24 protein-coding genes, 4 tRNA genes and 1 pseudogene are annotated in these 26,199 nt (G+C 74.1%); 10 read left to right on the top strand and 19 right to left on the bottom strand.

Features of this window, described 5'->3' with window-relative positions; translation table 11 throughout:
* Nucleotides 1-214: 214 nt before the first annotated feature.
* Entirely contained in the window at nt 215-691 is a 477-nt protein-coding gene (locus ACFVVA_RS30220; protein ID WP_387693941.1) for an SRPBCC domain-containing protein, read from the bottom strand.
* Nucleotides 692-845: 154 nt separating this feature from the next.
* The gene (locus ACFVVA_RS30215) at nt 846-2,543 is read right to left on the bottom strand and encodes an LCP family protein (RefSeq protein WP_387693940.1); all 1,698 of its coding nucleotides are present in this window, start codon (nt 2,541-2,543) and stop codon (nt 846-848) included.
* Between the two features lie 824 nt (nt 2,544-3,367).
* Here ACFVVA_RS30215 and ACFVVA_RS30210 point away from each other — a divergent pair.
* A complete protein-coding gene (locus tag ACFVVA_RS30210; protein WP_387693939.1) occupies nt 3,368-4,612 on the top strand; it encodes an MFS transporter in 1,245 nt (414 codons plus the stop codon).
* 89 nt (nt 4,613-4,701) lie between these two features.
* Here the strand turns inward: ACFVVA_RS30210 and ACFVVA_RS30205 are convergent, their stop codons facing one another.
* The 7 genes from ACFVVA_RS30205 to ACFVVA_RS30175 form a co-directional block, all read right to left on the bottom strand.
* Nucleotides 4,702-5,673: a RimK family alpha-L-glutamate ligase gene (locus ACFVVA_RS30205; protein WP_387693938.1), complete on the bottom strand. Its 972-nt coding sequence runs from the start codon at nt 5,671-5,673 to the stop codon at nt 4,702-4,704.
* 65 nt (nt 5,674-5,738) lie between these two features.
* Nucleotides 5,739-6,386: a methyltransferase gene (locus ACFVVA_RS30200; RefSeq protein ID WP_387693937.1), complete on the bottom strand. Its 648-nt coding sequence runs from the start codon at nt 6,384-6,386 to the stop codon at nt 5,739-5,741.
* Nucleotides 6,387-6,414: 28 nt separating this feature from the next.
* Entirely contained in the window at nt 6,415-7,749 is a 1,335-nt protein-coding gene (locus ACFVVA_RS30195) for a hypothetical protein (RefSeq protein ID WP_387693936.1), read from the bottom strand.
* Nucleotides 7,746-8,927, bottom strand: a complete 1,182-nt coding sequence (locus ACFVVA_RS30190; protein ID WP_387693935.1) for a hypothetical protein — start codon at nt 8,925-8,927, stop codon at nt 7,746-7,748. Before ACFVVA_RS30190 ends, ACFVVA_RS30195 begins: the two co-directional genes overlap by 4 nt.
* Before the next feature lie 139 nt (nt 8,928-9,066).
* The gene (locus tag ACFVVA_RS30185) at nt 9,067-10,425 is read right to left on the bottom strand and encodes a DUF6002 family protein (RefSeq protein WP_387693934.1); all 1,359 of its coding nucleotides are present in this window, start codon (nt 10,423-10,425) and stop codon (nt 9,067-9,069) included.
* An 829-nt stretch (nt 10,426-11,254) separates the two neighbouring features.
* Nucleotides 11,255-11,327: transfer RNA gene (locus ACFVVA_RS30180), tRNA-Lys, on the bottom strand.
* Nucleotides 11,328-11,374: 47 nt separating this feature from the next.
* Nucleotides 11,375-12,172 (bottom strand): DNA polymerase beta superfamily protein, encoded by a 798-nt coding sequence (locus ACFVVA_RS30175; protein ID WP_380547004.1) that lies wholly within the window; start codon nt 12,170-12,172, stop codon nt 11,375-11,377.
* Between the two features lie 125 nt (nt 12,173-12,297).
* Between ACFVVA_RS30175 and ACFVVA_RS30170 the strand changes: the two genes are divergently transcribed.
* Together ACFVVA_RS30170 and ACFVVA_RS30165 are read left to right on the top strand one after the other, a co-directional pair.
* On the top strand, nt 12,298-13,059 hold the full coding sequence (locus ACFVVA_RS30170; protein WP_387693933.1) for an SDR family oxidoreductase: 762 nt from the start codon (nt 12,298-12,300) through the stop codon (nt 13,057-13,059).
* 111 nt (nt 13,060-13,170) lie between these two features.
* Nucleotides 13,171-13,866 carry a tyrosine-protein phosphatase gene (locus ACFVVA_RS30165; RefSeq protein ID WP_387693932.1) on the top strand — a complete coding sequence of 232 codons (696 nt, stop codon included), beginning with the start codon at nt 13,171-13,173 and terminating at the stop codon, nt 13,864-13,866.
* A 7-nt stretch (nt 13,867-13,873) separates the two neighbouring features.
* Here ACFVVA_RS30165 and ACFVVA_RS30160 read toward each other — a convergent pair.
* A pseudogene (locus tag ACFVVA_RS30160) lies at nt 13,874-14,332 on the bottom strand (RICIN domain-containing protein); the annotation flags it as partial.
* 101 nt (nt 14,333-14,433) lie between these two features.
* Here ACFVVA_RS30160 and ACFVVA_RS30155 point away from each other — a divergent pair.
* Both ACFVVA_RS30155 and ACFVVA_RS30150 read left to right on the top strand, forming a co-directional pair.
* Complete coding sequence (locus tag ACFVVA_RS30155; protein ID WP_387693931.1) at nt 14,434-15,528, top strand: hypothetical protein; 1,095 nt, start codon at nt 14,434-14,436, stop codon at nt 15,526-15,528.
* 145 nt (nt 15,529-15,673) lie between these two features.
* Complete coding sequence (locus tag ACFVVA_RS30150; RefSeq protein WP_387693930.1) at nt 15,674-16,009, top strand: hypothetical protein; 336 nt, start codon at nt 15,674-15,676, stop codon at nt 16,007-16,009.
* A 15-nt stretch (nt 16,010-16,024) separates the two neighbouring features.
* Here ACFVVA_RS30150 and ACFVVA_RS30145 read toward each other — a convergent pair whose 3' ends face one another.
* The 5 genes from ACFVVA_RS30145 to crcB (ACFVVA_RS30125) all read right to left on the bottom strand — a co-directional run bounded on the left by ACFVVA_RS30145 (nt 16,025) and on the right by crcB (ACFVVA_RS30125) (nt 21,819).
* Nucleotides 16,025-16,852 carry a TIGR02452 family protein gene (locus ACFVVA_RS30145; RefSeq protein WP_387693929.1) on the bottom strand — a complete coding sequence of 276 codons (828 nt, stop codon included), beginning with the start codon at nt 16,850-16,852 and terminating at the stop codon, nt 16,025-16,027.
* Between the two features lie 188 nt (nt 16,853-17,040).
* The gene (locus ACFVVA_RS30140; RefSeq protein WP_387693928.1) at nt 17,041-19,338 is read right to left on the bottom strand and encodes a DEAD/DEAH box helicase; all 2,298 of its coding nucleotides are present in this window, start codon (nt 19,336-19,338) and stop codon (nt 17,041-17,043) included.
* 1,163 nt (nt 19,339-20,501) lie between these two features.
* Nucleotides 20,502-20,876 (bottom strand): fluoride efflux transporter CrcB, encoded by a 375-nt coding sequence (gene crcB / locus ACFVVA_RS30135; protein WP_387693927.1) that lies wholly within the window; start codon nt 20,874-20,876, stop codon nt 20,502-20,504.
* Nucleotides 20,873-21,271, bottom strand: a complete 399-nt coding sequence (locus tag ACFVVA_RS30130; RefSeq protein WP_387693926.1) for a DUF190 domain-containing protein — start codon at nt 21,269-21,271, stop codon at nt 20,873-20,875. The genes crcB (ACFVVA_RS30135) and ACFVVA_RS30130 overlap by 4 nt, the downstream gene beginning before the upstream one ends.
* Nucleotides 21,268-21,819 (bottom strand): fluoride efflux transporter CrcB, encoded by a 552-nt coding sequence (gene crcB, locus ACFVVA_RS30125; protein ID WP_387693925.1) that lies wholly within the window; start codon nt 21,817-21,819, stop codon nt 21,268-21,270. The genes ACFVVA_RS30130 and crcB (ACFVVA_RS30125) overlap by 4 nt, the downstream gene beginning before the upstream one ends.
* Before the next feature lie 70 nt (nt 21,820-21,889).
* Between crcB (ACFVVA_RS30125) and ACFVVA_RS30120 the strand changes: the two genes are divergently transcribed.
* The 4 genes from ACFVVA_RS30120 to ACFVVA_RS30105 all read left to right on the top strand — a co-directional run bounded on the left by ACFVVA_RS30120 (nt 21,890) and on the right by ACFVVA_RS30105 (nt 22,667).
* Entirely contained in the window at nt 21,890-22,231 is a 342-nt protein-coding gene (locus tag ACFVVA_RS30120; protein WP_359897958.1) for a metallopeptidase family protein, read from the top strand.
* 125 nt (nt 22,232-22,356) lie between these two features.
* Nucleotides 22,357-22,429 (top strand) — tRNA-Glu (locus tag ACFVVA_RS30115).
* A 63-nt stretch (nt 22,430-22,492) separates the two neighbouring features.
* A tRNA-Asp gene (locus ACFVVA_RS30110) sits at nt 22,493-22,566 on the top strand.
* A gap of 27 nt (nt 22,567-22,593) precedes the next feature.
* A tRNA-Phe gene (locus tag ACFVVA_RS30105) sits at nt 22,594-22,667 on the top strand.
* Nucleotides 22,668-22,733: 66 nt separating this feature from the next.
* On the opposite strand, the gene ACFVVA_RS30100 is transcribed toward ACFVVA_RS30105, so the two are convergent.
* Both ACFVVA_RS30100 and ACFVVA_RS30095 read right to left on the bottom strand, forming a co-directional pair.
* Nucleotides 22,734-23,138 carry a type II toxin-antitoxin system VapC family toxin gene (locus tag ACFVVA_RS30100; RefSeq protein WP_387693924.1) on the bottom strand — a complete coding sequence of 135 codons (405 nt, stop codon included), beginning with the start codon at nt 23,136-23,138 and terminating at the stop codon, nt 22,734-22,736.
* Entirely contained in the window at nt 23,135-23,365 is a 231-nt protein-coding gene (locus tag ACFVVA_RS30095; RefSeq protein WP_359897961.1) for an antitoxin, read from the bottom strand. The genes ACFVVA_RS30100 and ACFVVA_RS30095 overlap by 4 nt, the downstream gene beginning before the upstream one ends.
* Nucleotides 23,366-23,500: 135 nt before the next feature.
* Here ACFVVA_RS30095 and ACFVVA_RS30090 point away from each other — a divergent pair, with 135 nt between their 5' ends.
* A complete protein-coding gene (locus tag ACFVVA_RS30090; protein ID WP_387693923.1) occupies nt 23,501-24,016 on the top strand; it encodes a DUF3995 domain-containing protein in 516 nt (171 codons plus the stop codon).
* Between the two features lie 13 nt (nt 24,017-24,029).
* Here the strand turns inward: ACFVVA_RS30090 and ACFVVA_RS30085 are convergent, their stop codons facing one another.
* The gene (locus tag ACFVVA_RS30085) at nt 24,030-25,106 is read right to left on the bottom strand and encodes an alpha/beta hydrolase family protein (protein ID WP_387693922.1); all 1,077 of its coding nucleotides are present in this window, start codon (nt 25,104-25,106) and stop codon (nt 24,030-24,032) included.
* Nucleotides 25,107-25,188: 82 nt separating this feature from the next.
* The gene (locus ACFVVA_RS30080) at nt 25,189-26,109 is read right to left on the bottom strand and encodes a zinc-binding dehydrogenase (protein WP_359897964.1); all 921 of its coding nucleotides are present in this window, start codon (nt 26,107-26,109) and stop codon (nt 25,189-25,191) included.
* Nucleotides 26,110-26,199 lie beyond the last annotated feature (90 nt).

Below are 26,199 nucleotides of genomic sequence, written 5' to 3'. Positions count from 1 at the left end.
CGGTCCGGCGGGTGGGGGGGGTGGGGTGGTGGGGGGTGTGCGGCGGGGGGGCGGCCCGGGGGGGGGGGGGTGGGGGGGGGCCCGGCCCGGCCCGGACGACGGCGGTACACCGCCACCATCGGCCCGCCGCCGCGATCCCGCCACCGGACGGCGCCCTGGCGGGCGACCGGTCGCCGGGCCGTCACCGGGCGCCCACGGGGTGCTCACGGAGTGCTCACGGGGCGTCGTGGTGGTGCGCGGTGACGAAGTAGGGCTGCACCTTGCCGCTCTGCGCGTAGTCCTTGAGCCGGACCAGCAGTTCGGCCCAGGTGCCGGCCACCGCCGGGACGCCCTCCTCGCTGCCCGGCTGCCAGCCGCCGTGCCGGAACAGCAGCCGGGTGCGCCCGGACGCGGCGGGCCGGTCCGGGGCGGCGGGGGCCGCGGGGAGCTCGGCCAGTTCCCAGCTGATCCAGGTGCCCGCCCAGTGCGGCGGGAAGGAACCGGCGTTGGTCCACACCACCCGGTCCGGGTCGGTCCGCTCCACCCGCAGCCGGAACGGCTCGGGGACGTCGGGGAAGTCGAACAGCAGGACGTCGCCGTCCCGGTCCACGCCGGTGGTCCACCAGGAGGTCAGCCCGTCGTGCGTGGTGAGCGCGGCGAGCACCACGGCCCGGGGCGCGGCGATGTCGAACTGGAGGGCGATCTCGGGCATGGGTCCGCCTTTCGCGGTGACCGCTGGGTCCCCGCCCGGGGGCGTTCGGCCCCGGGACGTACGGCCCCAGGCCCACCATGGCACGACCCCCGGGCCCGCGCGCCCCGGAGGACGCCGGCCCGGGGGTCGTCCCCGTGGTACCCGGTGGGTGCGGTCAGCCGCCGCTGCCGTAGCTGGTGTTCGCGCAGATGTCGTCGTCCGCGGAACGGGCCTCGTTGGTGATGGTGGTCGGCAGCGGCTGCGGGGGCGCCGGGACGCCCGGGGTGGCGGCCGTCGCGCCGCCGCCGGCCGGGGCGCCGGTGGCCATCCCCATCGCGGCGGCGAAGTCCTGGCCGGCGATCACCGAGATGCCCCGGGCGCTGCTGGGCTCCAGGCCGGCGCCCGGGAACAGCGCGGCGACCTTCTCGGCGTTCGCCTTCTGCCCGGATCCGTACTCGATCGTGGTGGTCTTGTACTTGGTGCTCGCCGCCTGGCCCGCCGTGCTGGCGGCGAACTTGGCGCCCTTCAGCTGCTCGGTCGCCTTTCCGGCCAGGCCGTTGACGCTCGTTCCGTTGTAGACCGCCACCCTGATCGCCGAGTTGGCGGTGTCCGCGGCCGGGGCGGCCGGGGTGGTGGGCGCCGCGGGCTGCTGCGGGGCCGGGCTGGTGCCGTCGGCCGGGGCGTCCGGCTGCTGGCCGGTGGCGTTCTGGCCGTCGATGGTCTGGTCGGCCTTGAGGGTCTCCCAGAGCTTGCTGGCGTCCGCCTGGACCAGGTCGAGGTCCTGGTCCTGGGTGCGGTAACGCCACGGCACCGTCACGAACTTGAGGTCGTGCATGTCGATGTTCTTCAGCGACAGGCCGAAGGAGAGCAGCTTGTCGGCGGAGTCCAGGCCGGGGTCGACGACCAGGGACTTGGTCGCGGCGTCGGCCAGCGGCAGAAGGGTGGTGGGGCTCATCCCATCCTTCTTGATCTTGCTGGCGAGCGAACCGAGGAACGCCTGCTGGCGCTTCATCCGGCCGATGTCCGAGCCGTCGCCGATGCCGTGCCGCAGCCGGACGTAGTCGAGCGCCTTCTGGCCCTCCACGGTCTGCTTGCCCTGCGGAAGGACGAGGTCGCCCTTCTTCTTCAACTTGGGGTTGATGTCACCCTCGTAGATCGGCTTCGGCAGGCAGATGTCCACGCCGTTGACGGCCGAGGTCATCGAGGCGAAGCCGTTGAAGTCGACGACGAGGGTGTGGTCGACGCGGATGCCGGTGAGCTTCTCCACCGTGTTCTGGGTGCAGGCCGGGTTGCCGTCGTCGCTGCCGCCCATCGAGAACGCGGCGTTGAACAGGTCGGTGTTGCCGCCCTTGGTCCACTTGCCGTTGGGCAGCTTGCAGGACGGCAGCTCGACCTTGGCGTTGCGCGGTATCGAGATCCCCACGGCGTGCTTGTGGTCGGCGTAGACGTGCAGCAGGATCGTGGTGTCCGAACGGGCGCCCCCGTCCTCGCCGCCGCCGAGGTCAGCGTTGTTCTTGCCGCGGCTGTCCGAACCGATCAGCAGGATGTTGACCGGCTTGTTGCCGTCCGCGTCGGCCTTCGCCTCCGGGGGGCGGTTGCGGGCTATCGCGTCGGCGTCGAAGGACTTGATGTTGGCGTTCAGCTTCAGGTAGATCGCGCCGCCGACGCCGGCGATGACCACCAGCACGCCCGCCGTCGACCAGGCGACGATCTTCTTCACGTTCTTCTTGGGCTTGGCGCTCTTGCGGGCGGCGGCCCGGCCGCCACTCGCCGACGCGGCCTCCGCTTTCCCGCCGCCGCCACCGCCGCGTCCGCCCTTGCCCTGGGCGGCGCGACGGGCCTCCGCCCGGCCGCCGGCACGCGGGGAGGGCACGGAGCCCGCGGCGTCCTCCGTCGCGGGCACGCCTTCGCCCCGAGCCGGGCTCTCGCCCCTCCGACCTGACATGCGCGTACCTTTCACCGACGGAAGCGACGCCCCTGACGATCCGGCGCACCGCACACAGAGAGACGGTCCGGACCGTTCCCAGGTTGCACATACGACCGTCACCACTAACCGACGATCGTGGCTTCCGATCATATTTAGGCCCGACACGATCACCGACCTCCGGCCCGGAGGCAATGCCACCAATCAACGGGCAACATCAAGACAGAACAGCCGAAATCCCCCGATTCCAGCGTGACTCACGCCACTGCGCGACGTCCCGCCCTTCGACCGCTCCGGAGCTCGCCGCACTCCCCCGCGGCCCGCGCCTCGTGGAGATCCCGCGATGGGCCGCACACGGGTGTCATGAGCGCAACGAGCTGTTACAGTGCCGAATGTTTCGTGATTTCCGAACCGGCCGCCCGAGACACCGCGCTGTGGAGACGTCACCGTCGGCCCGCCCGAATGCCGGCACCCCCCGCGTCCGCCGACAACGAGCGGCCCGGCCCGCACGACCCGCCCTCCCGGGCCCCGCGAAGACCCCCCTCGGCTCCGGTCGACACCCACCCGGCCACCGGCCCGGGTCCGGGTGTCGACCGTTTTTCTCGGCCGCCCGCCCCACCGCGGCACACCGGACCACCGACGCCCGACGCGAACTGTCGAACCGTCAACTCCCTGTCCAGCTGGAGTAGATAACCCGCCGCCCGGACCGCACCGCGCCACCACCAGCACCACTCGCCGCCACCGTCACCGAAGGAACGGAAACCGATCACGAGATGTCAACCGCGCAGGCGCTCCCCCTCCGCCGCATCGAGGGGTTCCGCAACTTCTGGCTCTCCCGCGCCGTTTCCGGCCTCGGGTCCGCCATCACCACCGTGGCGCTCCCCGTCCTGGTCTTCCAGGAGAGCGGGTCGCCGCTGCTGGTCTCCCTGGTCGCGGCCGCCGGAACGCTGCCCTACCTGGCCTTCGGCCTGATCGCGGGCGCCGTCGCGGACCGCGTGGACCGCCGCACCCTGATGATCGCCACCGACTGGCTCAACGCCCTCTGCCTCGCCACCGTGCCCCTGGCCTGGGCCCTGGGGGCCCTGACGGCCTGGCACGTCATGCTGGTGGCGTTCCTGTCCGCCGGCCTCGCCCTGTTCTTCGACGCGGGCGTCTACGGCTTCGTCCCCGACATCGTCGGGAAGGAGGGCCTGACCCAGGCCAACAGCGCCCTCTACGGGGCGGAGACCGTCGTCCGCATCGTCGGCAACGCCGTGGCGGGCGGCCTCATCGCGCTGTTCCGCCCGGCCGGCACGCTCGCCCTCGACGCCCTGAGCTTCGCCGTGTCGGCGCTGTTCATCAGGGCGGTCGTCAACGTCGCGCCGCGGACCGCCACCCCGGGCACCCGGCGACCGGGCTTCAAGGAATCCATAGGCCAGGGACTGCGGTTCCTCGCGGGCCACCCCACGCTGCGGATCATGACCGTGGTCGGCACCCTCCAGTCCTTCTCCGGCGGCGCCATCGTCGGCCAGTTGGTCGTCTTCGCCGACCGCGCGCTGGGCATCCACGGCTCCGACGGACGGATCGGCCTGCTCTACATGGCCTGGAGCGCCGGCGGCATCGGCGGCTCCCTGCTGCTGCCCCGGCTGCGGCGGCGCTTCGAGGCCTTCCCGCTGCTCCTCGGCGTGCTGCCGGTCGGGGCGCTGCTCGGCCTCGTCGTCGTCCTCACCTCGAACTGGCTGGTCGCGCTGGTGGCCCTGGCCGTGTGGGGAACGGCGTACCTCGTCGTCCTGGTGAACACGATGACCTACTCGCAGGAGGTGACGCCGCCCGAGCTCCAGGGCCGCGTCAACACCACCCGCCGGATGCTGTCCTCGGGCCTGGGCGTCCCGCTCGGCGCGCTGGTGGCCAGCAGCATCACCGTCTCCGTCGGCATCCAGGCCGGGATGGCCACGGCGGTGGCCTCGATCGCGCTCGCGGCCGTGATCGTCTGGACGGTCCGGCTGCGCCGGGCGTTCGACCCGGCCGCCCGGGCCTGAACCCCGGTCCGGACGACGGGGAGGGCCCGGGCCGCGCCCGCTCTGCCGGGCGGGTGCGGCCCGGGCCCGCGGACCGGACCGTCCCGGGCTCAGCGGCCGGGCGGCTTCCCCTCGAAGCGTCGGCCTATCCAGCCGAAGAAGGCGTCGGCGACCCTGCCGAGTTCCGGCTCGGGCATCACCGTGAAGCCGCCGTGCGCGGTGCTCCACTCGTTGAGGACCGGACCGGAGTCCGTCATCAGCCAGTCCACGCAGATCCACTCGGCCCGCAGGTCGCGGGCGATACGGGCGCACTGGTCCGCGACCCGGTCGTGGTCCAGGTTCACCTCCACGGACCCGCCCTGGCTGACGCTCGCCAGGTAGCCGCCGGGGCGGGGGCGGCGGGTCAGCGAGGAGACGACCTCGCCGTCGGCCATGAAGACGCGCATGTCGCCGGTGTGCGGGATCAGCGGCTGCACCAGGTACCCGCCGACGGCCTGGGCGACGACGTCGATCACCGCGCCGAGCTGCTGCTCGGAGTCGACCCGCAGCACGCCGTAACCGCCGGTCAGTTCACGGGGCTTGACGATGTAGGGGCCTTCGCCGAGCGCGCGCCGCACCTCCCCGAGCACCCGCCGGGCGTACCTGCCGGGCGGCACGGCGACGGTGTCCGCGGTCCGGATGCCCAGGCCGGCGGCGTGCTGGAGCTGCGCGAGCTTGTCGCGCTCCAGGTAGTCGGGGCCGGTGTACGAGCGGTTGAGCAGGACGGAGTCGCTCGCCTCGATGGTGCGGTAGACGGCCCGCAGCGCCTGGAGGCCCTGCGGGTCGGTGGCCATGTCCTCGACGATGAAGCACTGCCGCCGCTCCAGCAGGTCCTCGTCGCCGTGGCGCAGGACCGGCCTGCCCCCCACGCAGGACGGCACCAGTTCGGTGGCGCTGATCACCCGGAAGTCGAGGCCGCGGGGCCGGGAGAGCGCCGAGTAGCGCCGGGTGATGCCCCGTTCGAACGCCTCGACCCCCGCGGGGTCCAGGTCCTCGGACTGGTAGATCCAGGTGATCACGGGATTCGTCGTGGGACGCGGCATGATGCGCTCTCCTCGCGCTGTGGTGTCCGGTGGTCGGCGTGGAACGGGTGCCCGGAGCGGGGGCCTCAGGACGTCCGGGACCCGGGCAGCCGGGACCAGAGGAAGTAGTAGTCCTCGCGGCCCTCGCCGCATCCGAAGGCGCCGACGATCTCCAGGCCGGCCTTCCCGACCATCTCCGTGAAGTCCTCCGGGGCGGAGAACCGGTGGTTCTCCTGGATGAGGACCGAGCCGCCGGGCCGCAGCCGCTCGGCCGCCGCGTCGTAGAAGGCACCGTGGATGGCCCAGTCGGTGTCCTTCCAGATCAGCGGCGAGTGGGAACGCTGGTAGTCCGAGGCGGCCGCGTCCTGGTTGACGTGCGGCGGGTTGCCGACCATCAGGTCCCAGCGGAGGTCCGCCGGCACGTCGTCGAAGCCGTCGGACAGGTGGAAGCGGGCGCGGCCGCGCAGACCGTTCTCGGCGATGGTCCGCTCGACCGCGTCCCCGGCGGCGGGGTTCACGTCGCCCAGGTCGACCGAATCGCACAGGCCGGCCGCCAGCAGGGAGAAGCCGATGAACCCGGGGCCGGCGCACCACTCGAAGACCGATCCGACCCGGCCGAACCGGGACCGGACGAACGGCTCGTACGCCCGGCCGAAGGTGTTGCCGCCGCCGTCGAGTTCGGCCGTGTAGGACACGGACACCGGGCCGTAGCCGGCACGCGAGTAGGTCGTCATGTCGTCCTCCTGGGAAGAGTCGCGGGGCTCAGCGGAGCGCGAACGCCACGTTCGACAGGGCTCCGTGGCCGTGGATGCTGACCACGCCGTCCCGGTCGGGCGGGAGGTAGCGCACCATGCAGCCGGCGGCCCGCCCGTCGAACAGGAAGGGGCTGAAGACCGGCACCACCTCGGCCTGGTGGCTGCCGGATCCGTCCGGACCGGCGAACTCCATCCGGTACGGCACGGGTTCCACCCACTCCTGGACGATGTGGTCCTGCGCCGCGGCGGCCGCGGTCACCGCCGCCCGCCAGACCTGCGGCGGGCACGAGCGGCCCACCAGGACCTGCTGCCCGCTCATCCCGATGGCGGGCTTCAGCACGAACTCCTCCTGGCGTTCCAGGAGCAGTTCCGGGAGCGGCACGGTCCGGCCGTGCCACTCGACGGGCCGGTCCCCGACCACGCGGGTCCACGGCAGGTAGCGCTCGACGGTCCGCCGGTCCCGGTCCGTCATCCACGGCCGCCCCTCGGACACCCAGCCGAGCACCTTCTTGTTGGCGATCAGGTACGCGGTCTGGCTCGCGATCAACCGCACGCCGGCGTCCAGGGCCGTCCGCACCGGCCCGAGGTCGATGCCGTGGCCGAGCCATTCGAGGATCGTGAAGTGGCGCAGCCCGAGCCGGTAGCGGGGTTCTCCCGGCAGGCCGAGTCCGTCGAGCAGGTCCTCCGGCTCGAAAGTCTCGGCCGCCAGGCCGCGGCGGCGCAGCGACTCCTCCTGGATCTCGAAGTAGCGGCTGGGAGGACCGCCGAAGTCGCGGAGCGTGCCGACGATCGCGACCGCGGGCTTCACGCCCAGGGCCCGGACGGCGCGCTCGAAGAGCTCGTCGCGCACCGCGAGCGGATCGACCGCGTCGAAGGGCATCCGCTCCGGGCCGCCGAACGCCGCCACCCACGCGGCGGTGTGCAGTGCCGTGTCCACCACCCCGCCGATGCCGGAGCCGATGTTGAACTCCAGGAACCTGGGGCCGGAGGCGCCCACCATGACGTCGGGCCGGGCGATGCAGGTGGCGTAGTCCTCCTCGGCCGGGCCGTCCATGACGAGGGGGTACATCCGCTCGTCGGCACCGAGCGCGGCGATCCGGCCGGCCGCCGTCGGAGCGCGCTCCAGCAGCGTGCGGCGCAGCAGCGCCAGCAGGTCGGCGGTGGCGGTGAACAGCTCGTCGTAGGAGGAACGCGGCAGCATGACGGGCCGCAGGGACGACGCGACCGGCACCACCCGGGCGTACTCGCCGTCCTCCACCCGGGCCAGTTCCCGCTGGACGGCGGGCAGTTCGAGCCGGTTGTCGAGCGGCGGCGGTGCGGTGCCGTACCACGGGGCCATCACCTGCGGGCCCTTCCGGCGGGCCCGCGCGCCGCGCCGGCGAGGAATTCGTCGAGGTCCACCTCGCGCACCCCCGCCACTCCCGGGGACTTGGCGGAGTAGTCGAGCCGGGGGGCGCGCCGCGCGTCGCGGAAGTAGACCGCCTCCAGGGTCCCGTCCGTCCTCTCGGCCAGGACCGGATTGGCGACCAGGTAGTCCCGAACCTCCGACGTGTCGGCGCGGACCTGCAGCCACAGCCGCTTGGCGCCGAAGTGGTTGGGCGGCGGCAGCACGCTGGTGCCGAACCGCCGCTTCCACTGGTAGGTGCCCTTGCTGACGAAGGGTTCGGTGCCCTGGAAGTCGAGGCGGCGCACGCCGTGGCGGGCGCACCAGTCGATGAGGAAGTGGTAGATCGCCTTGAAGGCGCCGCTGTCGTAGTGCTCCCGCGCGCCGTCGACCACGCCCAGCAGGCGCAGGGTCATCGTCCCCGATGCCCGGTCCCAGTGGCAGAGCGCTCCGCCGATCGGTTCGCCGTCCTGCCGCAGGACGAACATCCGGCCGCCGCGGAAGAGGCACTCGTAGGAGACGTCCTTGGTCTCGGTGCGCTCCCGGTCCCCGTGGCGCCGGAACATGGTGGGCCGGTAGAGCCGGTCGTAGAAGTGGTCGAACCAGGCCGGGTCGCGGCTGAGCCCCCAGGTCCAGGCGTGGTCGCGCAGGTCGTGCTTGAACTGCTGGCGCTCGCGCTTGGAGATGCGCTGCCGGACGGTGTCGGGGTCCGCGTCGAAGTCGATCACGAAATGCACCCGCATCGGCACGATGAGGGAGGCCTCGCGCGGCAGCGCGCGGGCGCGCTCGGCGCTCGTACCGACGATGACGATGTCCGCGTCGGGCAGCCGGGCGGGGTCCCGGAGGGCGGCTCCGGTCAGCCGGCCGGTCCGGCGCCGGACGCCGTGGACGTCGGCGTCGCGTCGGAGCTCGGTGAACTCCAGGGTGTACGCGAGGCCTTCGGCGAGGCCCGCGTAGCTCACCGACAGTCCCCCGGCCTCCGAGCGGACGGCCGGGAAGCCGGCCCCGTCCCGGGTGTCCCAGGCGGTCCGTGCGGTGGTCAGGACTCGGTTGCCGCTGTTGCGCCAGTGGTAACCGGTGTGCATGCGCAGCCGCTGGTGCGGCGTGGCGCGCGGGGGCGGGACGGCAGGGGCCACGGGGCTATCACCTCGGCGGGTCGTCGGTGGCGAGCGGGGCGGCGGCACGAGCGGAGCGGCGGCGGCGAGCGGGTCGTCGGTGGCAGGCAGGGCGGCGGCGGAGCGGGGCCCCGGCACGGGCGGGGCCCCGCACGAGCGGTCAGGCGGAGGGCGTGGCGTCCAGCACCACGCGCCGCAGGTCCTCGGCGGTGGTCACCGGGTGCAGGTCCCGGACGGTGAGGTGGCCGTAGTCCGTCGCCGAGTAGCTGCCGGAGCCGTGCACGAGGATGTCGGTCTCGGGCACCAGCCCCCGGTCGACGGCGTTGAGCAGGCCCGTCATCGCCATCACCAGGGACCACTCGCGCAGCGCGGTGGGGTTCGCGGGCAGCCGCACGCCGGCCTCCCCGAGCAGCGAGCGCACCTGCCCGTAGCGGCCGAGGCACTCCGCGAGCGAGACGACGATGCCGCCGCCGCCCTGGGTGCGGATGAGTTCGTTCATCCGGGGCGAGGTGGGCGGGTTGCGGGTGTAGAAGGTCGGGTCGAGGGTCTCGCCCGGATCGAAGGTCTGCGCGGGGTAGCGCGGGTCGGCGCTCTGCGTGAACAGTCCCGTGCCCGTGTCGTAGGAGTACGCCGGTAGGTTCCCGGTGTCGGTGGAGCCCTCGTTGTACAGGCTGAGCACCATGTCGGGAGCGCCCAGGTGCTGCACCAGGAAGTAGTGCGGCGGCAGGGTCCGGGAGCGGACGTCCGCGGGGAGCCGGCTGCGGCCGTGGGCGTGGCCGAGCAGCCCGTAGGCGCTGGAGACCGCGTGCACGTGCAGCCGGGCCTCGCCGGGCGCCGAGGGGAACAGGTCGGCCTCGGCCAGCGCCCTGACCACGTCCGCCGCCAGGTAGTTCTCCAGCTGGAGGGTGTACCAGAGGTTGGTCTCGCACTCCTTCTCCAGAGCGCTCCGGTGTTCGTCGACCAGCCCGAGGGCGATGGCCTTCACGGTGCCGGGCTCCTCGCCCCCGTACACCGCGATCGGGTTGCGCGCCCGCAGCCCGGGGTCGGTGAACAGCTCGGAGCTGCGCAGCTTGGCCACCGCCCCCTCGGGGACCACCGTGACGACGTTGAGCCGGTCGGCGTCCACCAGACCGGTCCGGACGGCCCGGAGCACCGCGTCGCGCATGGCGATGGCCTTGTTGGCGGAGGACGGCGTGACGATGGTGACCCGCCGGCCGGTGTCCTGGACGAAGCGGACCGCCCTGGCCACGATGACCAGCGAGGCGAAGGTCTTGGTCGTCATGGTGGCGGGGTTGCGCGTGAGGTCGAGCAGAGCGAGGTTCCGGCCCCGGTACGACGGCATGGCCGCGTGGCCGAGGCCGGAGACCGCGAGGTACTCGCGCATGGCCTCGGTGAGTTCGGGCAGTTCGACGCCCGGCGTGAAACCTTCGGCGTCGGCCTTCTCCGGGCCGCCCAGGAGGTCCCGCAGGACTGAACGGATCTCTTCGTAGTACCGGACGAGAGCATTGTCGAGAATCACTTTTCCTGCCTCTTTCCACCGGAGATCGATTCCGCCCACGAGCCCGCACGGTCATGATCGCGCAGGCTGGTGACGGCCGTCAGGGAAACCGAGAAAGTGGGCCGCGACCCTGGTCATTACGAAAGAAAAACCCAGTGCACACAACATCGACACGCCATGCCGATCGCGGCCCCCCGGGGCGCCGCGCGGAACCCGGCGAATTCCAGGGCCGAAAGCGGGTCGGACTCTTCCGCCGGCTCGACCGCACCCGTTGGGGCCTCCGCGTCCGCGAAACCTCTCAACCCCGGGTGATTCGGTGAAATTTTGTGCGGACGGGTGATACGGCAGCTGCTTGTCGAGAGTATTGATTCATTGACCGTCCCCGGTCAACAACCCTTCGGTGTGACACGGGTTACACCGCGTCCATTTCGCTATGACATTGACCCCCGTTCCCCCCTCTTGCGGGACAAACGCCCATCTGTGGAGCAATTTCCTCGGATCCGAACCGCACCTGGCGTACGGGATTCAGGGGAGCCGGACAGTCCAGGCGACATTGCCGCCCCTCGGGGGCTGTTCGCCCGGATGTCCGAGAATTCATGGTCCACCTGGACACGAACTGTCTTGTGGGCTCTTTCCCGCGACGACCTCGCCGATGGTCCGACCCGGCCCTTCGGGCCCCGGCCGCCGGAGCCGCCGAGCGCCACCTCCGCCGGGTCGCCGAACGGCGGAACTCCCGCCGCGGCCCCGCCGGATGACACCTCACCCGCCGCGCCCCGCACCCCGCCCCGCGCCGATCACGACGAAGGGCGCCCTCCCCGAAGGGAGGACGCCCGGACTCGCCTCGACCACGTGGGCCACCAGGGGCTCGAACCCTGAACCTACGGATTAAAAGTCCGCAGCTCTGCCAATTGAGCTAGTGGCCCGCGGTCCCGGCCCGCCCGGATGCCCGGGTGGAAGGACCACGGCGATCCTACCCGGTGGGGCCCAGGGCTCCGCCAGTGGATTGCGCGGGCGTGCCGGGCTCGTGGAGCGGGACTTGAGGCGGGGTGTAGTGGACGGCGCGGACCCGGCGGAGCCAGGCCTCGACGGGGCGCTGGTCGGGGGCGGTGGGCAGGACACCGCGGCCGGCCAGCCGGTCGGCGGCGTCGGCGAGCAGGCCCTCCGCGAGGGCGGGGCGGTCGGCGATGCGTTCGCCGAGTTCGCGGATGCGTTCGGGGTCGGGCAGCCGGATCAGGTTGCGGCCGGTCTCGTGCAGGCGGACGGCCTGCTCGACCAGCCGGACCAGGTGCCGGGCGTGCTTGGCGGCCCGGCGGCGGGCGGCCGGGTCGGCGGTGTCGCGGGTCAGCAGCTTGCGGAACTGCTGGTCGGCGTAGCCGAGGTAGGCCTTCCGCACGGCCGGCGCGCTGAGGAAGGCCGCACGCAGGCCGACCAGTTCGTCGCCGAGCGGGGTGCGGACCTCGTACAGCTCGTCCGGCAGCCAGACCAGTTCGGAGGCGGTCGGGTTGCAACCCAGCGCCAGCCGGCACCATTTGGCGGCCTCGTGCAGGGTGACGTCGGGCGCGGTGGTGACGTGGGACTCGGCCGGGCGGTGCAGGCCGTGCAACTCCTCGGTGGGGGTGGCGAACAGGCCCAGCCGGTCGAGGTCGGAGCCGGCGTGGGCGAAGCCGTACGCGGTGGAGCCGACGATGCCCGAGAGCAGCACCGTGCCGGGAACGGAGGCGACACCGGGAACGGAGGCGACGCCGGGAACGGCGGTCGTGGTGGACATCGGCGGACTCCTCTCGGACGGACGGGCGGGCACCGCATCCTCGTCCGGGCATCCTCGCCGAGCGGGCCGCGCCGGGCGAGCGAATTCCGGTCCGGGCCGCCCGGCCGCCGGGTAGCGTACGGTCCATGTCGACCACCCCCACCGACGAGGTCCTGATCGTCACCGGCGCCGGCCGCGGCATCGGAGCCGCCACCGCCCTGCTGGCCGCCCGCCGCGGCTACCGGGTCTGCGTCAACTACCGTACGGACGACGCCTCGGCGACCGCCGTGGTGGACGCCGTCCGGGCCGGCGGCGGCACCGCCCTCGCGGTCCGCGCCGACGTCACCCGCACCGCCGAGGTGGAGCGGCTGTTCACCACCGTGGACGACGAGCTCGGCCCGCTCACCGGGCTGGTGAACAACGCCGGCACGCTGGAGAAGCAGTGCCGGCTGGAGGAGATCGACGAGGACCGGCTGACCCGGATCTGGGCCGCCAACATCACCGGCCCGTTCCTGTGCGCGGCCCAGGCCGTCCGCCGGATGTCCACCCGGCACGGCGGGCGGGGCGGCGCCATCGTCAACGTCGGCTCGGCCGCCTCCCGGATCGGCTCGCCGAACGAGTACGTCGACTACGCGGCCGCCAAGGGCGCGGTGGACTCGATGACCCGCGGCCTCGCCCTGGAGGTCGCCGCCGAGGGCATCCGGGTCAACACGGTGCGGCCGGGGCTGATCCACACCGGCATCCACGCGCTCGGCGGCGAGCCCGGCCGGGTCGACCGGGTCGCGCCCGGCCTGCCGATGGGGCGCGGCGGGCAGCCGGAGGAGGTCGCCGAGGCGATCCTCTTCCTGCTCTCCCCGGCGGCCTCGTACACCACCGGGGCGTTCCTGGAGGTCTCGGGCGGGCGCTGAGCGGTCGGTCGCCCACCGGCGGGGGCCGGTTTCGGACGGTGTCCTCCCGCCGGGCCGCCGACCTCGCACTCCTCCTTCCTCCCGCCCGCGCCCGCCCGTACCGTGGTGGCCATGACCGACGCCTTCATCGACATCCCCGGTGTGCGCAACTTCCGTGACGCGGGCGGGATCGGTGCCCTCCGCCGGGGCGTGCTGTACCGCTCCGGGTCCTTCCACACCCTCACCGAGGAGGGCGCCCGGCGGCTCAAGGCCCTCGGCCTGCGGACGGTCTTCGACCTGCGCAGCGCGTACGAGCTGGAAACCTGGCCGGACCAGCGGCACGGCCTCGACCACGAGACCCTCGGTCTGCCGACCCTTCCCCCGCACCCCGAGGACGCCGACCGGCCCTGGCCCGAGGACCAGGCCGCCCTCTACCCCTTCATGGCCTCGACGGCCGGCCCTTCGCTCGCCGCCGTCGTCCGCCGCCTCGCCGCTCCGGACGCGCTGGCCGCCGTCGTCCACTGCGCCGTCGGCAAGGACCGCACCGGGCTCACCATCGCCGTCCTCCAGTCCCTGCTGAACGCCTCCGAGGCCGAGATCACCGCCGACTTCCTGCTCTCCAACATCGGCCTCGGCCTCGACAAGGGCCCCACCCCGTACCTCGACGAGACCGGCACCGAGCGCCTCTCCCGCCCGGTCGACGCCGAGCTCCTGGTCTCCTCCCTGGCCTGGATCCACGACCACCACGGCACGATCCCCGACTACCTCCGCCACCACGGCACGACGGACGCCGAACTCGACGCCGCCCTCGCCAACCTCGCGGACTGACGAGCCCTCAGCCCTCCCGGCGCTCGAAGCGCCACCACTGGGCCGGGGCGTCGACGTCCTCGCTCTGGTGGACGTCGGCCTCCGGGGTGTCGCCCGCCGTCAGGGGCTTGCCGCTGATGAAGCTGGTGACCGTGTAGGTGCCCGGGGCATCCACGTGGGCCTCCAACAGCCACTCCTGGGCACCGAAGGCGTTGGCCGACCACTGCTGGATCCGGACGCCGTCGTCCGTCGAGGCGCCGGTGACGTCCAGGCGCTTGCCGCTGCCGGCGTTCTCGATGTGGAACAGCGCGCCGCCCGGGTGGACGGCGGCGAGGTGCCAGAGCTGGGCGTCACTGCCGTCGTCCGCGCCGAGGACGATCCGGGCACCGCTGCGCCGGGAGGCGTCGGCGACCTGCAGCAGCAGGCCGCTCCCGACGTTGCGGACCAGGTAGCTGCCGTCGGTGATCTCGGAGTCCGTCACGGTCGAAGTCTGCCACCGGGCACCGACAGGGGCCCGCGTAAGGCCCGGGCGGGCCGGGGCGCGGAGGAGTTTCCGCCGGACCGGCTCCGCCCCCTATGCTGCGGCGAATGTCCACCGAGCAGATACCGTCGCACCGTCAACAGCCCACCTTCTCCGAAGCCGTGGCCGCCCTGGAGGCCGTGGTCGCGGCCGGGGACGACGAGCAGTTCGGGCCCGCCCTCGGGCTGGTCGGCGGGCTGTTCGGCACGGCCGACCCGGCGGAGCAAGCGGCGGCCGGTCCCCGGCTGGCCGCCCTGCTGCCGGACGCCCCGCCGTTCCCCCGGGCGCACCTGGCCATGGTGGTGGGCGCCTGCGTGGAGCACGGCGCCGACCCGGTCGCCTGCTCCGGCCCGGTGCTGGCCGGACTGCGCGGGGCACTGACCGGCGCGCAGCTGCTGGTGCGGCGCTGGGTCTCCACCGGCGGCGGCCCGCTGCCCGACGCGGAGGAGGACGATCCGGCCGAGGCGCACGAGCGGATCGCCGACCCGGCGCACCTGGACGAGTGGCACGCCCACCTGGCCGTGGTCGCCTGGTGGACGCTGCACCTGTGGCAGCAGGCGGCCTGGGCGGTGTACACGCACCCGGAGGTCCGGGCCGAGGCCCGCGCCTCGGGCGTGACCGAGGTGATCCTGGAGCTGTTCGACCGCTACCAGGGCGAGCAGCACGACTTCAAGGGCCTGGTCCACCTGGCGCTGATGCTGGACGACGAGCCGCTGCTGGTGCTCGACCGCCCCACCGGCACCGGCTACCTGCTGCGGATGAACGGCCTGAGCGACACCTTCCAGCTGCACACCCTGCTCGCCGACGTGCTGATCGGCGGGGGCCACCTGCCCGGCACCCCGCAGGACCGGGAGGTGGTGGCACTGGCCCGGACGGCGTTCCTGGACGGCCGCCGGGTGGTCGCCACCGGCGCCTTCAACCTGGTCGCGCCGGACGGCTCCTGGGTGTGGAACGAGGGGACGCCGAGCGACATCCCGGTGGTGGACGGCGTGCGCACCCTGGTCCTGGAGCCGCTGCCGTACGAGCGGAGCTGGTCGGCCGGGCGGTTCATCCAGGAGGTCCCGGGCGACCTGCGGCTGGAGCGGGTGCTCGACCCGGCGGAGGCCGCCCGCCGGCTGGCCGCCACGGTGCCGGGGCAGACGCCCGCGGAGGCGTTCCGGTAGGCAGCCCGACGGCGCTCCGGCATGAGGTGCTGCCGGCACTCCGGCGGACGACGCTGCCGGCGCTCCGGCGGGAGGCCCCGGCGGCCCCGTTCGTTCACCGGGTTATGGTCGGAAAACGACACAGCCCCCACGAGTGGAGTCGACGATGGCGAAGGTCCCGAACGTGTTCACGGCCGCCGCGCCCGCCGCGCTGACCGCGGCGAGCGGTCTGGTCGGCGGTTACGGCGTCGCCCGGTGGAGCGGCCGGCGCGAACTGGGCGGCGCGGTGCTGGCGGTGGCCGGTGCCGGGGCCGCCGCGCAGTGGCGCCGCAGCGCGGGTCCGGGCACCGCGGCGGCGCTGACCGGCCTGTACGTGGCGGCCTTCGGCGGCTCGCACCCGCTGGCGAAGCGGATCGGCGCCTGGCCGTCCGTCCTCGCCGTCACCGGTGTGGTCGCGGCGGCCTCCACGGCCGCCACGGCGCTCGCCGCCCGCCGGAAGTAGCCGGCCACCGGGCGGTCACCCCGCGGTGAACCGGGCCTCGAAGGCGGCCCGGTTCGCCGAGACCGGCGAGCGGTCCCAGACCGCGAACACCACCTGATCGAAGGCCGCCCCGTACCGGGCCAGTGCCCCCTCGAAGGCCTCGGCGACCTGCGCCGGGTCGTTGCGGAACACCCCGCAGCCCCAGGCCCCGAGCACCAGCGTGCGCACCTCGTACCGGGCCGCCGCCGCGAGCACCCGCACGGCCCGCTCGGCGAGCACGCCCCGGACGTCCGCACCGGCCGAACGCCGTTCCAGCTGCCCGGCGTTGGGCGCGGGCGAGGTCAGGAAGGTGACGGGGTACGGCTGCGCCAGCAGCTCTCCGCGCCCGTCCCGGATCACCGGCACCGCCGGCGAGACGATCACCCGGTGGCTGTACCGGAGGTCGGTGGAGGCCCGGTGCGCCTCGTAGTAGTCCGGCGCCTCCAGCAGGCAGCTGTACAGCAGCGCGCTGCGGCACAGGTCCTCCTCCTGGGCGCGGGCGCCGCGCAGGTAGCCGCCGCCTGGGTTGCGCGCGGAGGCGAAGTTCAGCACCCCGACCGGCCCCGCCCCGGCCCCGACCAGTCGGCGGGCGGCCTGGATGCTGCCCTCGGCCGTCACCTCGATCCGTCCGGCCGCCGGCCCCGGCCCGCGGTCGCCCGCCGCCAGCAGCGCGTCCAGCCCCTCCGGCGGGTAGGACACCGTGCCGGCCCGCGCCGCCCCCAACTCCTCCCCCACCTGCACGAGTTCGCCCCCGGCCGTCCGGTAGCTCCCCCGCTCGGCGATCTCCTCGTTCACTCGCGCCACATCGTGCAGTCTGCTGCTCATGGCCGCGACGCTACGGGACCGCGGCGCCCGCACGCCACAGGTTATTCTCACTCCCAGAACAACACTCCGGGGGTCCGGCACGGGGGAACGCGAGGCCGCCGGGGAAACGCGAAGGGCCCGCTCCGGGGGACGGAGCGGGCCTTTCGTACGTTCAGCCGGGCCGGCGGTCGACTACCGCCGGTGCGGCGTCAGTTCTTCCAGCGCGGCTTGCGGTCGTCGCGGTCGAAACCGCCCGGGCGACGGTCCTCGCGGTCACGGCCGGCGCCGAAGCCGCCGCGGTCACGGTTGAAGCCACCGCGGTCGGACTGCGGACGGCCGCCGGAGCGGTGGTCGTCGCGGCGCGCGAACGGACGGCTGCTGCCGCCGCGCTCGTCGCGGTCACGGCCGAAGGCCGGACGGTCACCGAAGGAACGGGCCGGACGGTCACCGAAGCCGCCGGAGCGGCCGCCGCGGTCGTCGCGGTCGCGGTTGAAGCCGCCACCACGGTTGTCACGGTCACCGAAGCCACCGGAACGGCCGCCACGGTCGTCACGGTCGCGGTTGAAGCCGCCGCCACGGTTGTCACGGTCACCGAAGCCACCGGAACGCCCACCGCGGTCGTCACGGTTGAAGCCGCCGGAACGGCCGCCACGGTCGTCGCGGTTGAAGCCGCCGCCACGGTTGTCACGGTCACCGAAGCCACCGGAACGGCCACCGCGGTCGTCACGGTTGAAGCCGCCGGAACGGCCGCCGCGGTCGTCACGGTCACGGCCGAAGCCACCGCCACGGTTGTCACGGTCACCGAAGCCACCGGAACGGCCACCGCGGTCGTCACGGTCACGGCCGAAGCCGCCGGAACGGCCGCCGCGGTCGCCGCGGTCGTCACGGTCACGACCGAACGCCGGACGCTCGTTGCGCGCCTCGCGGTACGCCGGGGTGCGCTCCTCGGCCACCGGGGCGGCGGTCTCGACGACGGTCTCCGAAGCCTCGCCGGCCTCGGCCTCGGCCTCGGCGGCCGGCTCCTCGTCCTCGATGCCCAGGTCGGCCCGCTCGCGCGCCGCACGGGCGGCGAGGCGGTCGGCCTCCTCGCGCAGCTCGGTGGTGCGGCGCTGCGCGCGCTCCAGCTGGCGGGTCATGTCGGCGAGCTCGCGCTCGGCGGCACCGGCGATGTTGGCGGCGCTCTCGGCCTGGACCTCGGTCAGCGAGCGGGCGCCGGTGATCTTGGCGACCTCCGCGTCGAAGGCGTGGTCGAGGATGTGGCGCGAGGCGTCCACGCCCGCGTCCTCCATCAGGCGGAAGACGCCGCGGCGCTGGTGCGGCAGCACCAGGGTGACGACGGCGCCGGAGCGGCCGGCCCGGGCGGTACGGCCGGAGCGGTGCAGGTAGTCCTTGTGGTCGCCGGCCGGGTCCACGTTGAGGACCAGGTCGATGCCGTCGACGTGGATGCCGCGGGCGGCGACGTCGGTGGCGACGACGACGTTGGTGTAGCCGTCCTTGAAGTCGCCGAGGACGCGGGTGCGGGCGCCCTGGGTCATGCCGCCGTGCAGCGCGTCGGCCTTCACGCCGGCCTCGATGAGCTGCTCGGCGACGCGGTCGGCGCCCATCTGGGTGCGGACGAAGATGATCGTGCGGCCCTTGCGGGCGGCGATCGCGTTGGTGATCGGCGCCTTGTCCTTGGGCTTCACCACGAGGATGTGGTGGGTCATGGTGGTGACCGCGCCGGCCGACGGGTCGACCTCGTGGGTGACCGGGTTCTTCAGGTAGCGCTTGACCAGGGTGTCGATCTCGTTCTCCAGGGTGGCGGAGAACAGCAGGCGCTGGCCGCCGCTCGGCACCTGGTCGAGGATCTCGGTGACCTCGGGCAGGAAGCCCATGTCGGCCATCTGGTCGGCCTCGTCGAGCACGACGGTCCGGACGTCGGCCAGCTTGGCGCTGCCACGGTTCAGCAGGTCGCGCAGACGGCCGGGGGTGGCGACCAGGACGTCGACGCCGCGCTCCAGCGCGTAGATCTGGTTCGACATCGAGGTGCCGCCGCAGACGACCTTGAGCTTGAGGCCGAGCACCGAGCCGAACGGCTCCAGGGCGTCGGCGACCTGCATGGCCAGCTCGCGGGTCGGGACGAGGATCAGGCCGCGCGGGTGCTTGGGCTTGGTGCGCTCGCCGTCGGCGAGGCGGGTCAGCAGCGGCAGGCCGAAGCTCAGGGTCTTGCCGGAGCCGGTGCGGCCACGGCCCAGCACGTCCTTGCCGGCCAGGGCGTCCGGGATGGTCGCGGCCTGGATCGGGAACGGGGTGGTGACACCGCGCTTGGCGAGGGCACGCACGACGTCGTCGTGCAGGCCCAGGTCACCGAAGGTGATGGTGGGCTCGGCGGCCGCCTCCTCGGTGGCCTCCTCGGCCTCGGCGATCACCTCGTCCGCGGTGGTGTCGATGGTGTCGTCGGAGTCGGTGACATCGGCGGCGGCCTCGTTCGCGGGCATGGCGAAGCGGGCGTCGTCAACGAGAGACATGCAAAACCTTCCGGAAGTGGCACGCGCCAAAGTCCGGGGTTCTGTTTCACAACCGCCTCTATGCGGTCAGCCACGGATCGCCGGAACGCGCCAAGGGCGCCAGATGGGAATAGGGCGCCAGTCAAATGGATCAAACGAACGATCTACCACCATAGACGAGCCTGGGGATCGGAGGCAAATGCCCTGCTCAATCCGCTAATGCCCGGCCGCGCGCGGGCTCGGTGCCGAGGAACCGGAGCTGCCGGAGGACGGGTCCGGGGCCGGGGGGACGGTCGCGGCGGGCGAGCTGTGCTCCGGCGCGGGCGTGCCGGACGGGTGGCTGCTCGGGGTGGTCGTGGGCCCCCCGGCCGAGCCGCCGCCGGACCGGCCCTCTCCGGTGCCGCCGGAGCCCGCCGCACCGCCGGTTCCGCCCGCTCCACCGCCCGGGTGCGGAACGGGACTTGTGTTCGTACCGCCCGCCGAACCGCCGCCCGGACCACCGTCGGGAGCGCCCGCCCCCGGCACCGGGACCACCCCGGCCACCGCGCCGTTCGCCCCCGGAGCCGCCTCGCCGGGCGCCGTCGACGAGGCCCCGTTCGACCCGCCGTCGCCCTGGAGGCCCCCCGACCGCTCGGGGCGCCCCGAGGCCCCGCCCGGGTGCCCCGAGCCCGGCGAGGCCGAGGGCCCGCTCGTCGCCCCCGGCCGGACCGCCGGCCCGGCCTGCCCGACCGGCGCCACACCGTGCTTCTCCTCCGCCGCCGGACCCACCGACATGCACCCGGTCAGCCCGAGCCCGGCCACCGTCAGCAGCGCCGCCGCCCGCACCGCGCGCGAGCGCGGGACCGCCGCCACCCGCCCCGGAGCCGGACGCGCCGCGGCCAGCCGCACCCGCACCGCCTGTACCGCCCGCACCGTCCGCGCCGCCCGCACCGAAGCCACTGAGGTCCCTCTCTACCGCCCCACCCGGGCCGCCCACTCGCGCGGCCGCTTTCGGTGCCCAACGCGCGCCCGGCCCGGCGGGACACGGGCAGGGCGCAAGCTCGCCCGGCGGGGCCGGCGCTCCGGCGCCCCGCCCCGGGGCCGCCCAGGGGCCGCCCAGGGCCGCTCAAGGCCCGTCCGGCACCCCTCGGCGCCTCTCCGGCGCCGCTCCGGCGCCTCTCCGGCGCCGCTCCGGTGTCCGCGGCTCAGCCCCAGAGCGCCGAGGCCAGCTCCGCGCCCCCGTAGACCGCGGCCAGCCCGGCCAGCACACTGCCGGCCACGTTGGCCAGCGCGTACCGCCCGGCGCCGGTCTCGGTCAGCCGCAGGGTCTCGTACGAGAAGGTCGAATAGGTGGTCAGCGCCCCGCAGAGCCCCGTCCCCAGCAGCAGCTGGACCTTCGAGGAGGCCGCGCCCGCCGCCACCGCGCCGGTCACCAGCCCGAGGATCAGGCAGCCGGCCACGTTCACCGTGAACGTCCCCCACGGGAACACCGAGTCGTGCCGGGACTGCACCGCCCGGTCGGTCAGGTACCGCAGCGGCGCGCCGACCACCGCGCCCGCCACCACCAGCAGCCAGTTCACTGCGCCGCCTCCCCCGGGCCCGCTTCCCGGCCCGGCCCCCGGCCCGAACCCTCCTCCGCCCCGCGCCCCGCGTAGGTGACCACCTCGCAGCGGTCCAGCAGCACCAGCCCCTCCGCCACCATCCCGTCCAGCTGCGGCAGGAACGCCCGCACCCGCTCCTCCTCGTCCACGATCACCACCGCCACCGGCAGGTCCTCGCTCAGCGACAGCAGCCGCGTGGTGTGCACCAGCGACGAGGCCCCGAACCCCTCGATGCCCCGGAACACGCTCGCCCCGGCCAGCCCGGCCTCCCGGGCCCGGTGCACGATCTCGCTGTACAGCGGTCGGTGGTGCCAGCGGTCGCTCTCCCCGATCAGCACGGTCAGCCGCAGCGCCGGCCCGCTCAGTCGGCTCATCGCACACCCCCGGCCCGCTCCGCGGCGCCCCGCCCGGCCCCGCGGCGGACGACCCGGTGGATCAGACGCCGGGTCAGCCCGGCCGCCGCCCACACCGCGAGCAGCGCGCCCACCAGGGTCAGCCCCAGGTACGCGAGGGCGGGCCCGGTCCGGCCGCCCTCCAGCAGGCGGCGGATGTCCACCGCGTACGTCGAGAAGGTGGTGAACCCGCCCAGCACGCCGGTGCCGAAGAACGGCCGCACCAGCGGATGCGCCTGGCGCCCCTCGGTGATCACCACCAGGAACACCCCGATCACCGCGCAGCCGACCACGTTGACCAGCAAGGTCGTCCAGGGGAAGGCCGTCGGGCCGGTCTGCCAGCCGAGCCCGGCCGCGTACCGCGCGGACGCGCCGATCGCCCCGCCCGCCGCGACCACCGCCACCGCCAGCCCCTGCCCGCGCAGCACCGGCGGCCGGCCGGGCCGGCGGGCCCGCGCCGGGGCGCCGTCCACGGTGCCGCCCGCGGCGCCGCCCGCGGCGTCGTCCACGGCGCCCTCCGAGGTCGTCATAGCCCCATCAAACACCGGGCTCCGCCACCTGGCACACCGTCATCCGACACCGGACAATGATCCGGTGGAGATGACCCGGGAAGAGTTCGAGACGCTGGTCGGCGACGCCCTCGACCAGATCCCCCCGCACCTCGCGGCCATGATGGACAACGTCGCGGTCTTCGTCGAGGACGAGCCCGACCCGAGCGACCCGGAGCTCCTCGGGCTCTATGAGGGCACCCCGCTCACCGAGCGCGGCGAGTGGTACGCGGGCGTCCTGCCCGACCGCATCCTGATCTACCGCGGCCCCACCCTGCGCCACTGCGAGACCCGCGAGCAGGTGGTCGAGGAGGTCCGCACCACCGTCATCCACGAGGTCGCCCACCACTTCGGTTTCGACGACCACGAACTCGACGAACTCGGCTGGTCCTGACCCCCGGCCACCGGCCCCACCCACCCCGCACCCCCACCCGGGCGAAACCCGTTTTGGCGATCCGCCCTGCATCCCATATGCTTCTCGACGTCCCCGAACGCTGGAAACAGCGGGACAGGCCGCAAGCCCTCATCGTCTAGTGGCCCAGGACGCCGCCCTTTCAAGGCGGTAGCACGGGTTCGAATCCCGTTGGGGGCACGCAGTACCGTAGTAAAGTGCAGTGCGCAAGACCGCAAGACCCTGAGTGGTTCGCCACTTCTAGGTCCCGTGGAGCAGTTGGTTAGCTCGCCACCCTGTCAAGGTGGAGGTCGCGGGTTCAAGTCCCGTCGGGATCGCTCGTCTCGCAAGAGACGGTGCAGTACGGCCAGGTAGCTCAGTTGGTACGAGCGTCCGCCTGAAAAGCGGAAGGTCGCCGGTTCGACCCCGGCCCTGGCCACAACCGGGAAGCCCCCGTAGCGAATTCGCTACGGGGGCTTCGTCGTTCCGCCGCCGGGCCGGTCGACTACACGAAGACCTCGATCTCGCACCTGGCCGCGCCGCTGCGCCGGATGCGGGCGTCACTGGTGACCAGCGGCACACCGAGGGTCTCGGCGAGTGCCACGTACTGGGCGTCATAGGCGCTGATGTTGTGGTTGAGCTCCCGAACCCGCTGCCAGAGGATCAGCGTCTCGTGCTTGGTGACGGCGAGCGAGCGGTAGTCGGCGATCGCCTTCTCCGCCTCCTTCCCGGTGAGCTTCCCTCCCCGAACCATTCCGAACAGGGCCGAGACGAGCTCGTAGTCGAGCAGACCCGGGGCCGCGAGCGCGTCCAGTTCGCGGAGCCGGGCGCGTACGGCGTGGCCGACCGGGCTGTGGTCGGTGAGCACTCGGACCAGGGCCGAGCAGTCCACGACGACAGTGGATGTCACCGGCGCTCCCGGCCCTCGTCGATGGCCGAGAGGATGTCGGCCGTGCTGACCTCGGTTCGGGTCTCCCGGTCGAGCCTGGTCATCATCTCGGCGAGCGACGGGGTGGCCGCCTCCCGGGTGACGAGGTCGAGCAGGTAGGCCTGGAGGCTCTTTCCGGCCCGCGCGGCCTTCAGCTTGAGGGTGTCCAGGATCGGGTCCGGGACCTCGCGAATGGTGATGGCTGTCATGCCTGCATTTTAGCTGCACCAGCTGCACAATGCTGGCGGTCCCTCGGGGCGACCACCCGGTTCCCCCCGGAGGGGGAGGGGGACCCGTCCGGGGGACGATCCGGCGGGCGGGGGCGGCGCGGGACCGTGGACGGCATGGAGACGACACGGGACATGGGCTGGAACCGGGTGGTGCGGGGAGCCGGGTACGCGGCGGCGGGGTGGGCCGTGGCCTTCGCGCTGGTGCATCTGTACTGGCTGGCGGACGGACGGCTGGGGCTGCCGGACGGGCGGTCGGTGTGGAGCAGCACGCCGCTGCTGGTGATCGACGTGATCGCGATCCCGTTGTGCGCGGTGGCCGCCGCGGTGGCGCTGGCGCCGCTGCGGCGGTGGGGCGCACGGGTGCCGGCCCGGCTGCTGGGCACGGCGCTGTGGGGCACCACCGCGCTGCTGGTGCTGCACGCCGCGCCGTCCGTGCCGGACTGGATCGCGCTGGCCGTCGGCAGCCGCTCGGGTGCCGAGCTGGACGCGCCGGCCCGGTTCGTGACCTTCGGCTACGAGCCGTTCTTCCTGGCCGGCGGCCTGCTGTTCGCCGCCGCCTCGCTCGGTCACCGGGTGCCCGGCCGGTCGGCCGTGGTGAGCCGGGCGGCGGCTCGGTCAGCCGGGCGGTGAGCCGGTCAGCCGGTCAGCCGGTCAGCCGGGCGGTGAGCCAGTCGGCGGTGGCGGGGAGCCAGTCCGGCAGGGCGGTGCCGAGCAGGTGGTTGCCGTGCGGCACGAGCAGCAGTTCGGCGTCCGGGGCGTGCTCGGCGAGGACGGTGGCGGCGGTGACGCCCGGGATGCGGTCCTCGCCGCCCTCGACCACCAGCAGCGGGACGGTGATCGCCGGCGCGAGAGCGGTCAGGTCGATCCGCTCGACGAAGGCGCGGGCCGCCCGGTACCCGCCGCAGCGCTGCGCCAGGGTCGCGGTGACGAACGGGACCAGGCCCTCCCAGTCCAGCCGGTACGGGCCGCTGACCACGGCGGCGGCGCGCAGCCGCGGCTCGCGGGCGGCGGCCACCGCCGCGTAGTGGCCGCCCAGGCTGAGGCCGATCACGGCGGTCCGGTCCGGGTCCAGCCCCGCACGGCCGGCCAGCGCGTCGAGGGCGCGGCCGACCACCCGGTGGTACTCCGGCTCCGGCGCGCTGCCGGCGGCGAGCACGCCCTGTCCGGGCCCGTCGACGGCGAGCACCGCGACACCCCGGGCGAGCAGGGTGTCGGCGACCGCGTGGAACTCCTCCTTGCCCGAGTCCATCCCCGGCACCACCAGGACCACCGGGGCCCGGCCGCCGCTCCCGTCGGCCTCCCGGCCGGCCGCCGGGCGGCGCAGCCAGCCCGCGAAGCCCTCGCCCTCGACCCGCTCCGCCCCCGGGTCGAGCAGGGCCAGCGCCCGCCGCATCGCCTCGTCGGCCTCCGCGGCGGCCTGGGCCGCGGCCGCCCGGTCGGGGTGCGGGAGCAGCCCGGCGAAGTGGTACCAGCGGGCGGCGCTCCGGTACCGCTCGCCGGCGGTGACCGTGCGGCCCTCGGCGGCGGCCCGCTCCGCCGCCCCGGCGTGCCGGTGGCCGGCCGCCCGGCAGGCGGCCGGCCAGTCGTGCGGGGAGGTCAGCGGGGCGGTGACCCGGGCGTACTCGTACGGGTCCAGGCCGGCGCCGTGGGCGCGCGGCCGGTTCTCCTCGACGAAGGCGGGCAGCAGGCCGGGGGTGTCGAGGAAGGAGAGGTCGGGCACGGCGGAGGTTCCCTTCGAAGTCGTTCGCGTCGTTCACGTCGTTCGCATTCGGAGCAGGCGTCGGGCGGGTGCCGGGCGGGCGTCAGGCGAGGGTCAGGACGGCCTTGCCGCGGATCCGGCGCTCGCGCAGGTCGGTGAGCACGGCGGCGGTCTCCGCCCAGGGCGCGACCCGGCCGAGCTCCGGGGTCAGCCGCCCCTCCCGGGTGAGGCGCACCAGGGTGGCCAGGTCGGCGCCGTCCGGGACGTCCGAGTCCGCGTAGTGGAAGTGCCGGACGACCGCCGACTCCGGGCCCGCGAAGAAGTCGAAGAAATCGAGGGTGACGGGCGTCCGGGAGGCCTGGCCGAACCAGATCAGGGTGCCGCGCCGGGCCAGCCGGGCCAGCGCGAGCGGCAGCGCGGCGCCACCGGTGGACTCCAGCACCAGGTCGTACGGACCGCGCGCCTCGCCCGGCTCGTGGACCACCTCGGCCGCTCCCAGCTCGACCAGCCGCCGGCCGCGCTCCGGGGAGGCGGTGACGGCGGTCAGCTCGGCCCCGGCCGCGGCGGCCAGCTCGGTGACGTAGTGCCCGACGCCCCCGGAGGCCCCGGTGAGCAGCACCCGCCGTCCGGCCAGCGGCCCCGCCGCCCGGAGCAGCCGCAGCGCGGTGAGGCCGGCCAGCGGCAGCGCGGCGGCCCGTACGGTGTCCAGGCCGTCGGGCAGTTCGGCGAGGGAGGAGGTCGGGACGCACACGTACTCGGCCCACCCGGCGGCGGGCGGATGCCCGACCACCCGGCGGCAGACGGCCGGGCCCGACCCGTCGGCGGCGGCCTGCACCACCAGCCCGGCCACGTCCTTCCCCGGCCGCCACCCGGCCCGGGGCGCCTCCAGCTGGAAGGTCTCGCCCCGGTTCACCGAGAACGCCTCCACCTTCACCAGCGCCTCCCCCGGCCCCGGCCGCGGCTGTTCCACCTCCGCGAACCGCACCGGCTCCGCCGCCCGACCCGTCGCCACCAGCGCCTTCATCCCCACTCCTCCGTCGGTCACCCCCTCACCCCACCGCGCGCCGCCCCGGCCGGTCCAACAACCGCGGGACGACGGCGACAACCACCGGTT

This window comes from Kitasatospora sp. NPDC058048, from assembly GCF_042885555.1.
GTDB classification, from domain to species: Bacteria; Actinomycetota; Actinomycetes; order Streptomycetales; family Streptomycetaceae; genus Kitasatospora; species Kitasatospora lactacystinica.
This window is presented reverse-complemented; position numbering and strand designations above follow the sequence as displayed.

Excerpts from the sequence above, each read along its gene's own strand:
- ACFVVA_RS30220 (WP_387693941.1), bottom strand. The coding sequence starts at position 691 with ATGCCCGAGATCGCCCTCCAGTTCGACATCGCCGCGCCCCGGGCCGTG.
- ACFVVA_RS30210 (WP_387693939.1), top strand. The coding sequence starts at position 3,368 with ATGTCAACCGCGCAGGCGCTCCCCCTCCGCCGCATCGAGGGGTTCCGC.
- ACFVVA_RS30205 (WP_387693938.1), bottom strand. The coding sequence starts at position 5,673 with ATGCCGCGTCCCACGACGAATCCCGTGATCACCTGGATCTACCAGTCC.
- ACFVVA_RS30200 (WP_387693937.1), bottom strand. The coding sequence starts at position 6,386 with ATGACGACCTACTCGCGTGCCGGCTACGGCCCGGTGTCCGTGTCCTAC.
- ACFVVA_RS30175 (WP_380547004.1), bottom strand. The coding sequence starts at position 12,172 with ATGTCCACCACGACCGCCGTTCCCGGCGTCGCCTCCGTTCCCGGTGTC.
- ACFVVA_RS30170 (WP_387693933.1), top strand. The coding sequence starts at position 12,298 with ATGTCGACCACCCCCACCGACGAGGTCCTGATCGTCACCGGCGCCGGC.
- ACFVVA_RS30165 (WP_387693932.1), top strand. The coding sequence starts at position 13,171 with ATGACCGACGCCTTCATCGACATCCCCGGTGTGCGCAACTTCCGTGAC.
- ACFVVA_RS30155 (WP_387693931.1), top strand. The coding sequence starts at position 14,434 with ATGTCCACCGAGCAGATACCGTCGCACCGTCAACAGCCCACCTTCTCC.
- ACFVVA_RS30150 (WP_387693930.1), top strand. The coding sequence starts at position 15,674 with ATGGCGAAGGTCCCGAACGTGTTCACGGCCGCCGCGCCCGCCGCGCTG.
- ACFVVA_RS30145 (WP_387693929.1), bottom strand. The coding sequence starts at position 16,852 with ATGAGCAGCAGACTGCACGATGTGGCGCGAGTGAACGAGGAGATCGCC.
- ACFVVA_RS30140 (WP_387693928.1), bottom strand. The coding sequence starts at position 19,338 with ATGTCTCTCGTTGACGACGCCCGCTTCGCCATGCCCGCGAACGAGGCC.
- ACFVVA_RS30130 (WP_387693926.1), bottom strand. The coding sequence starts at position 21,271 with ATGAGCCGACTGAGCGGGCCGGCGCTGCGGCTGACCGTGCTGATCGGG.
- crcB (WP_387693925.1), bottom strand. The coding sequence starts at position 21,819 with ATGACGACCTCGGAGGGCGCCGTGGACGACGCCGCGGGCGGCGCCGCG.
- ACFVVA_RS30120 (WP_359897958.1), top strand. The coding sequence starts at position 21,890 with ATGACCCGGGAAGAGTTCGAGACGCTGGTCGGCGACGCCCTCGACCAG.
- ACFVVA_RS30095 (WP_359897961.1), bottom strand. The coding sequence starts at position 23,365 with ATGACAGCCATCACCATTCGCGAGGTCCCGGACCCGATCCTGGACACC.
- ACFVVA_RS30090 (WP_387693923.1), top strand. The coding sequence starts at position 23,501 with ATGGAGACGACACGGGACATGGGCTGGAACCGGGTGGTGCGGGGAGCC.
- ACFVVA_RS30080 (WP_359897964.1), bottom strand. The coding sequence starts at position 26,109 with ATGAAGGCGCTGGTGGCGACGGGTCGGGCGGCGGAGCCGGTGCGGTTC.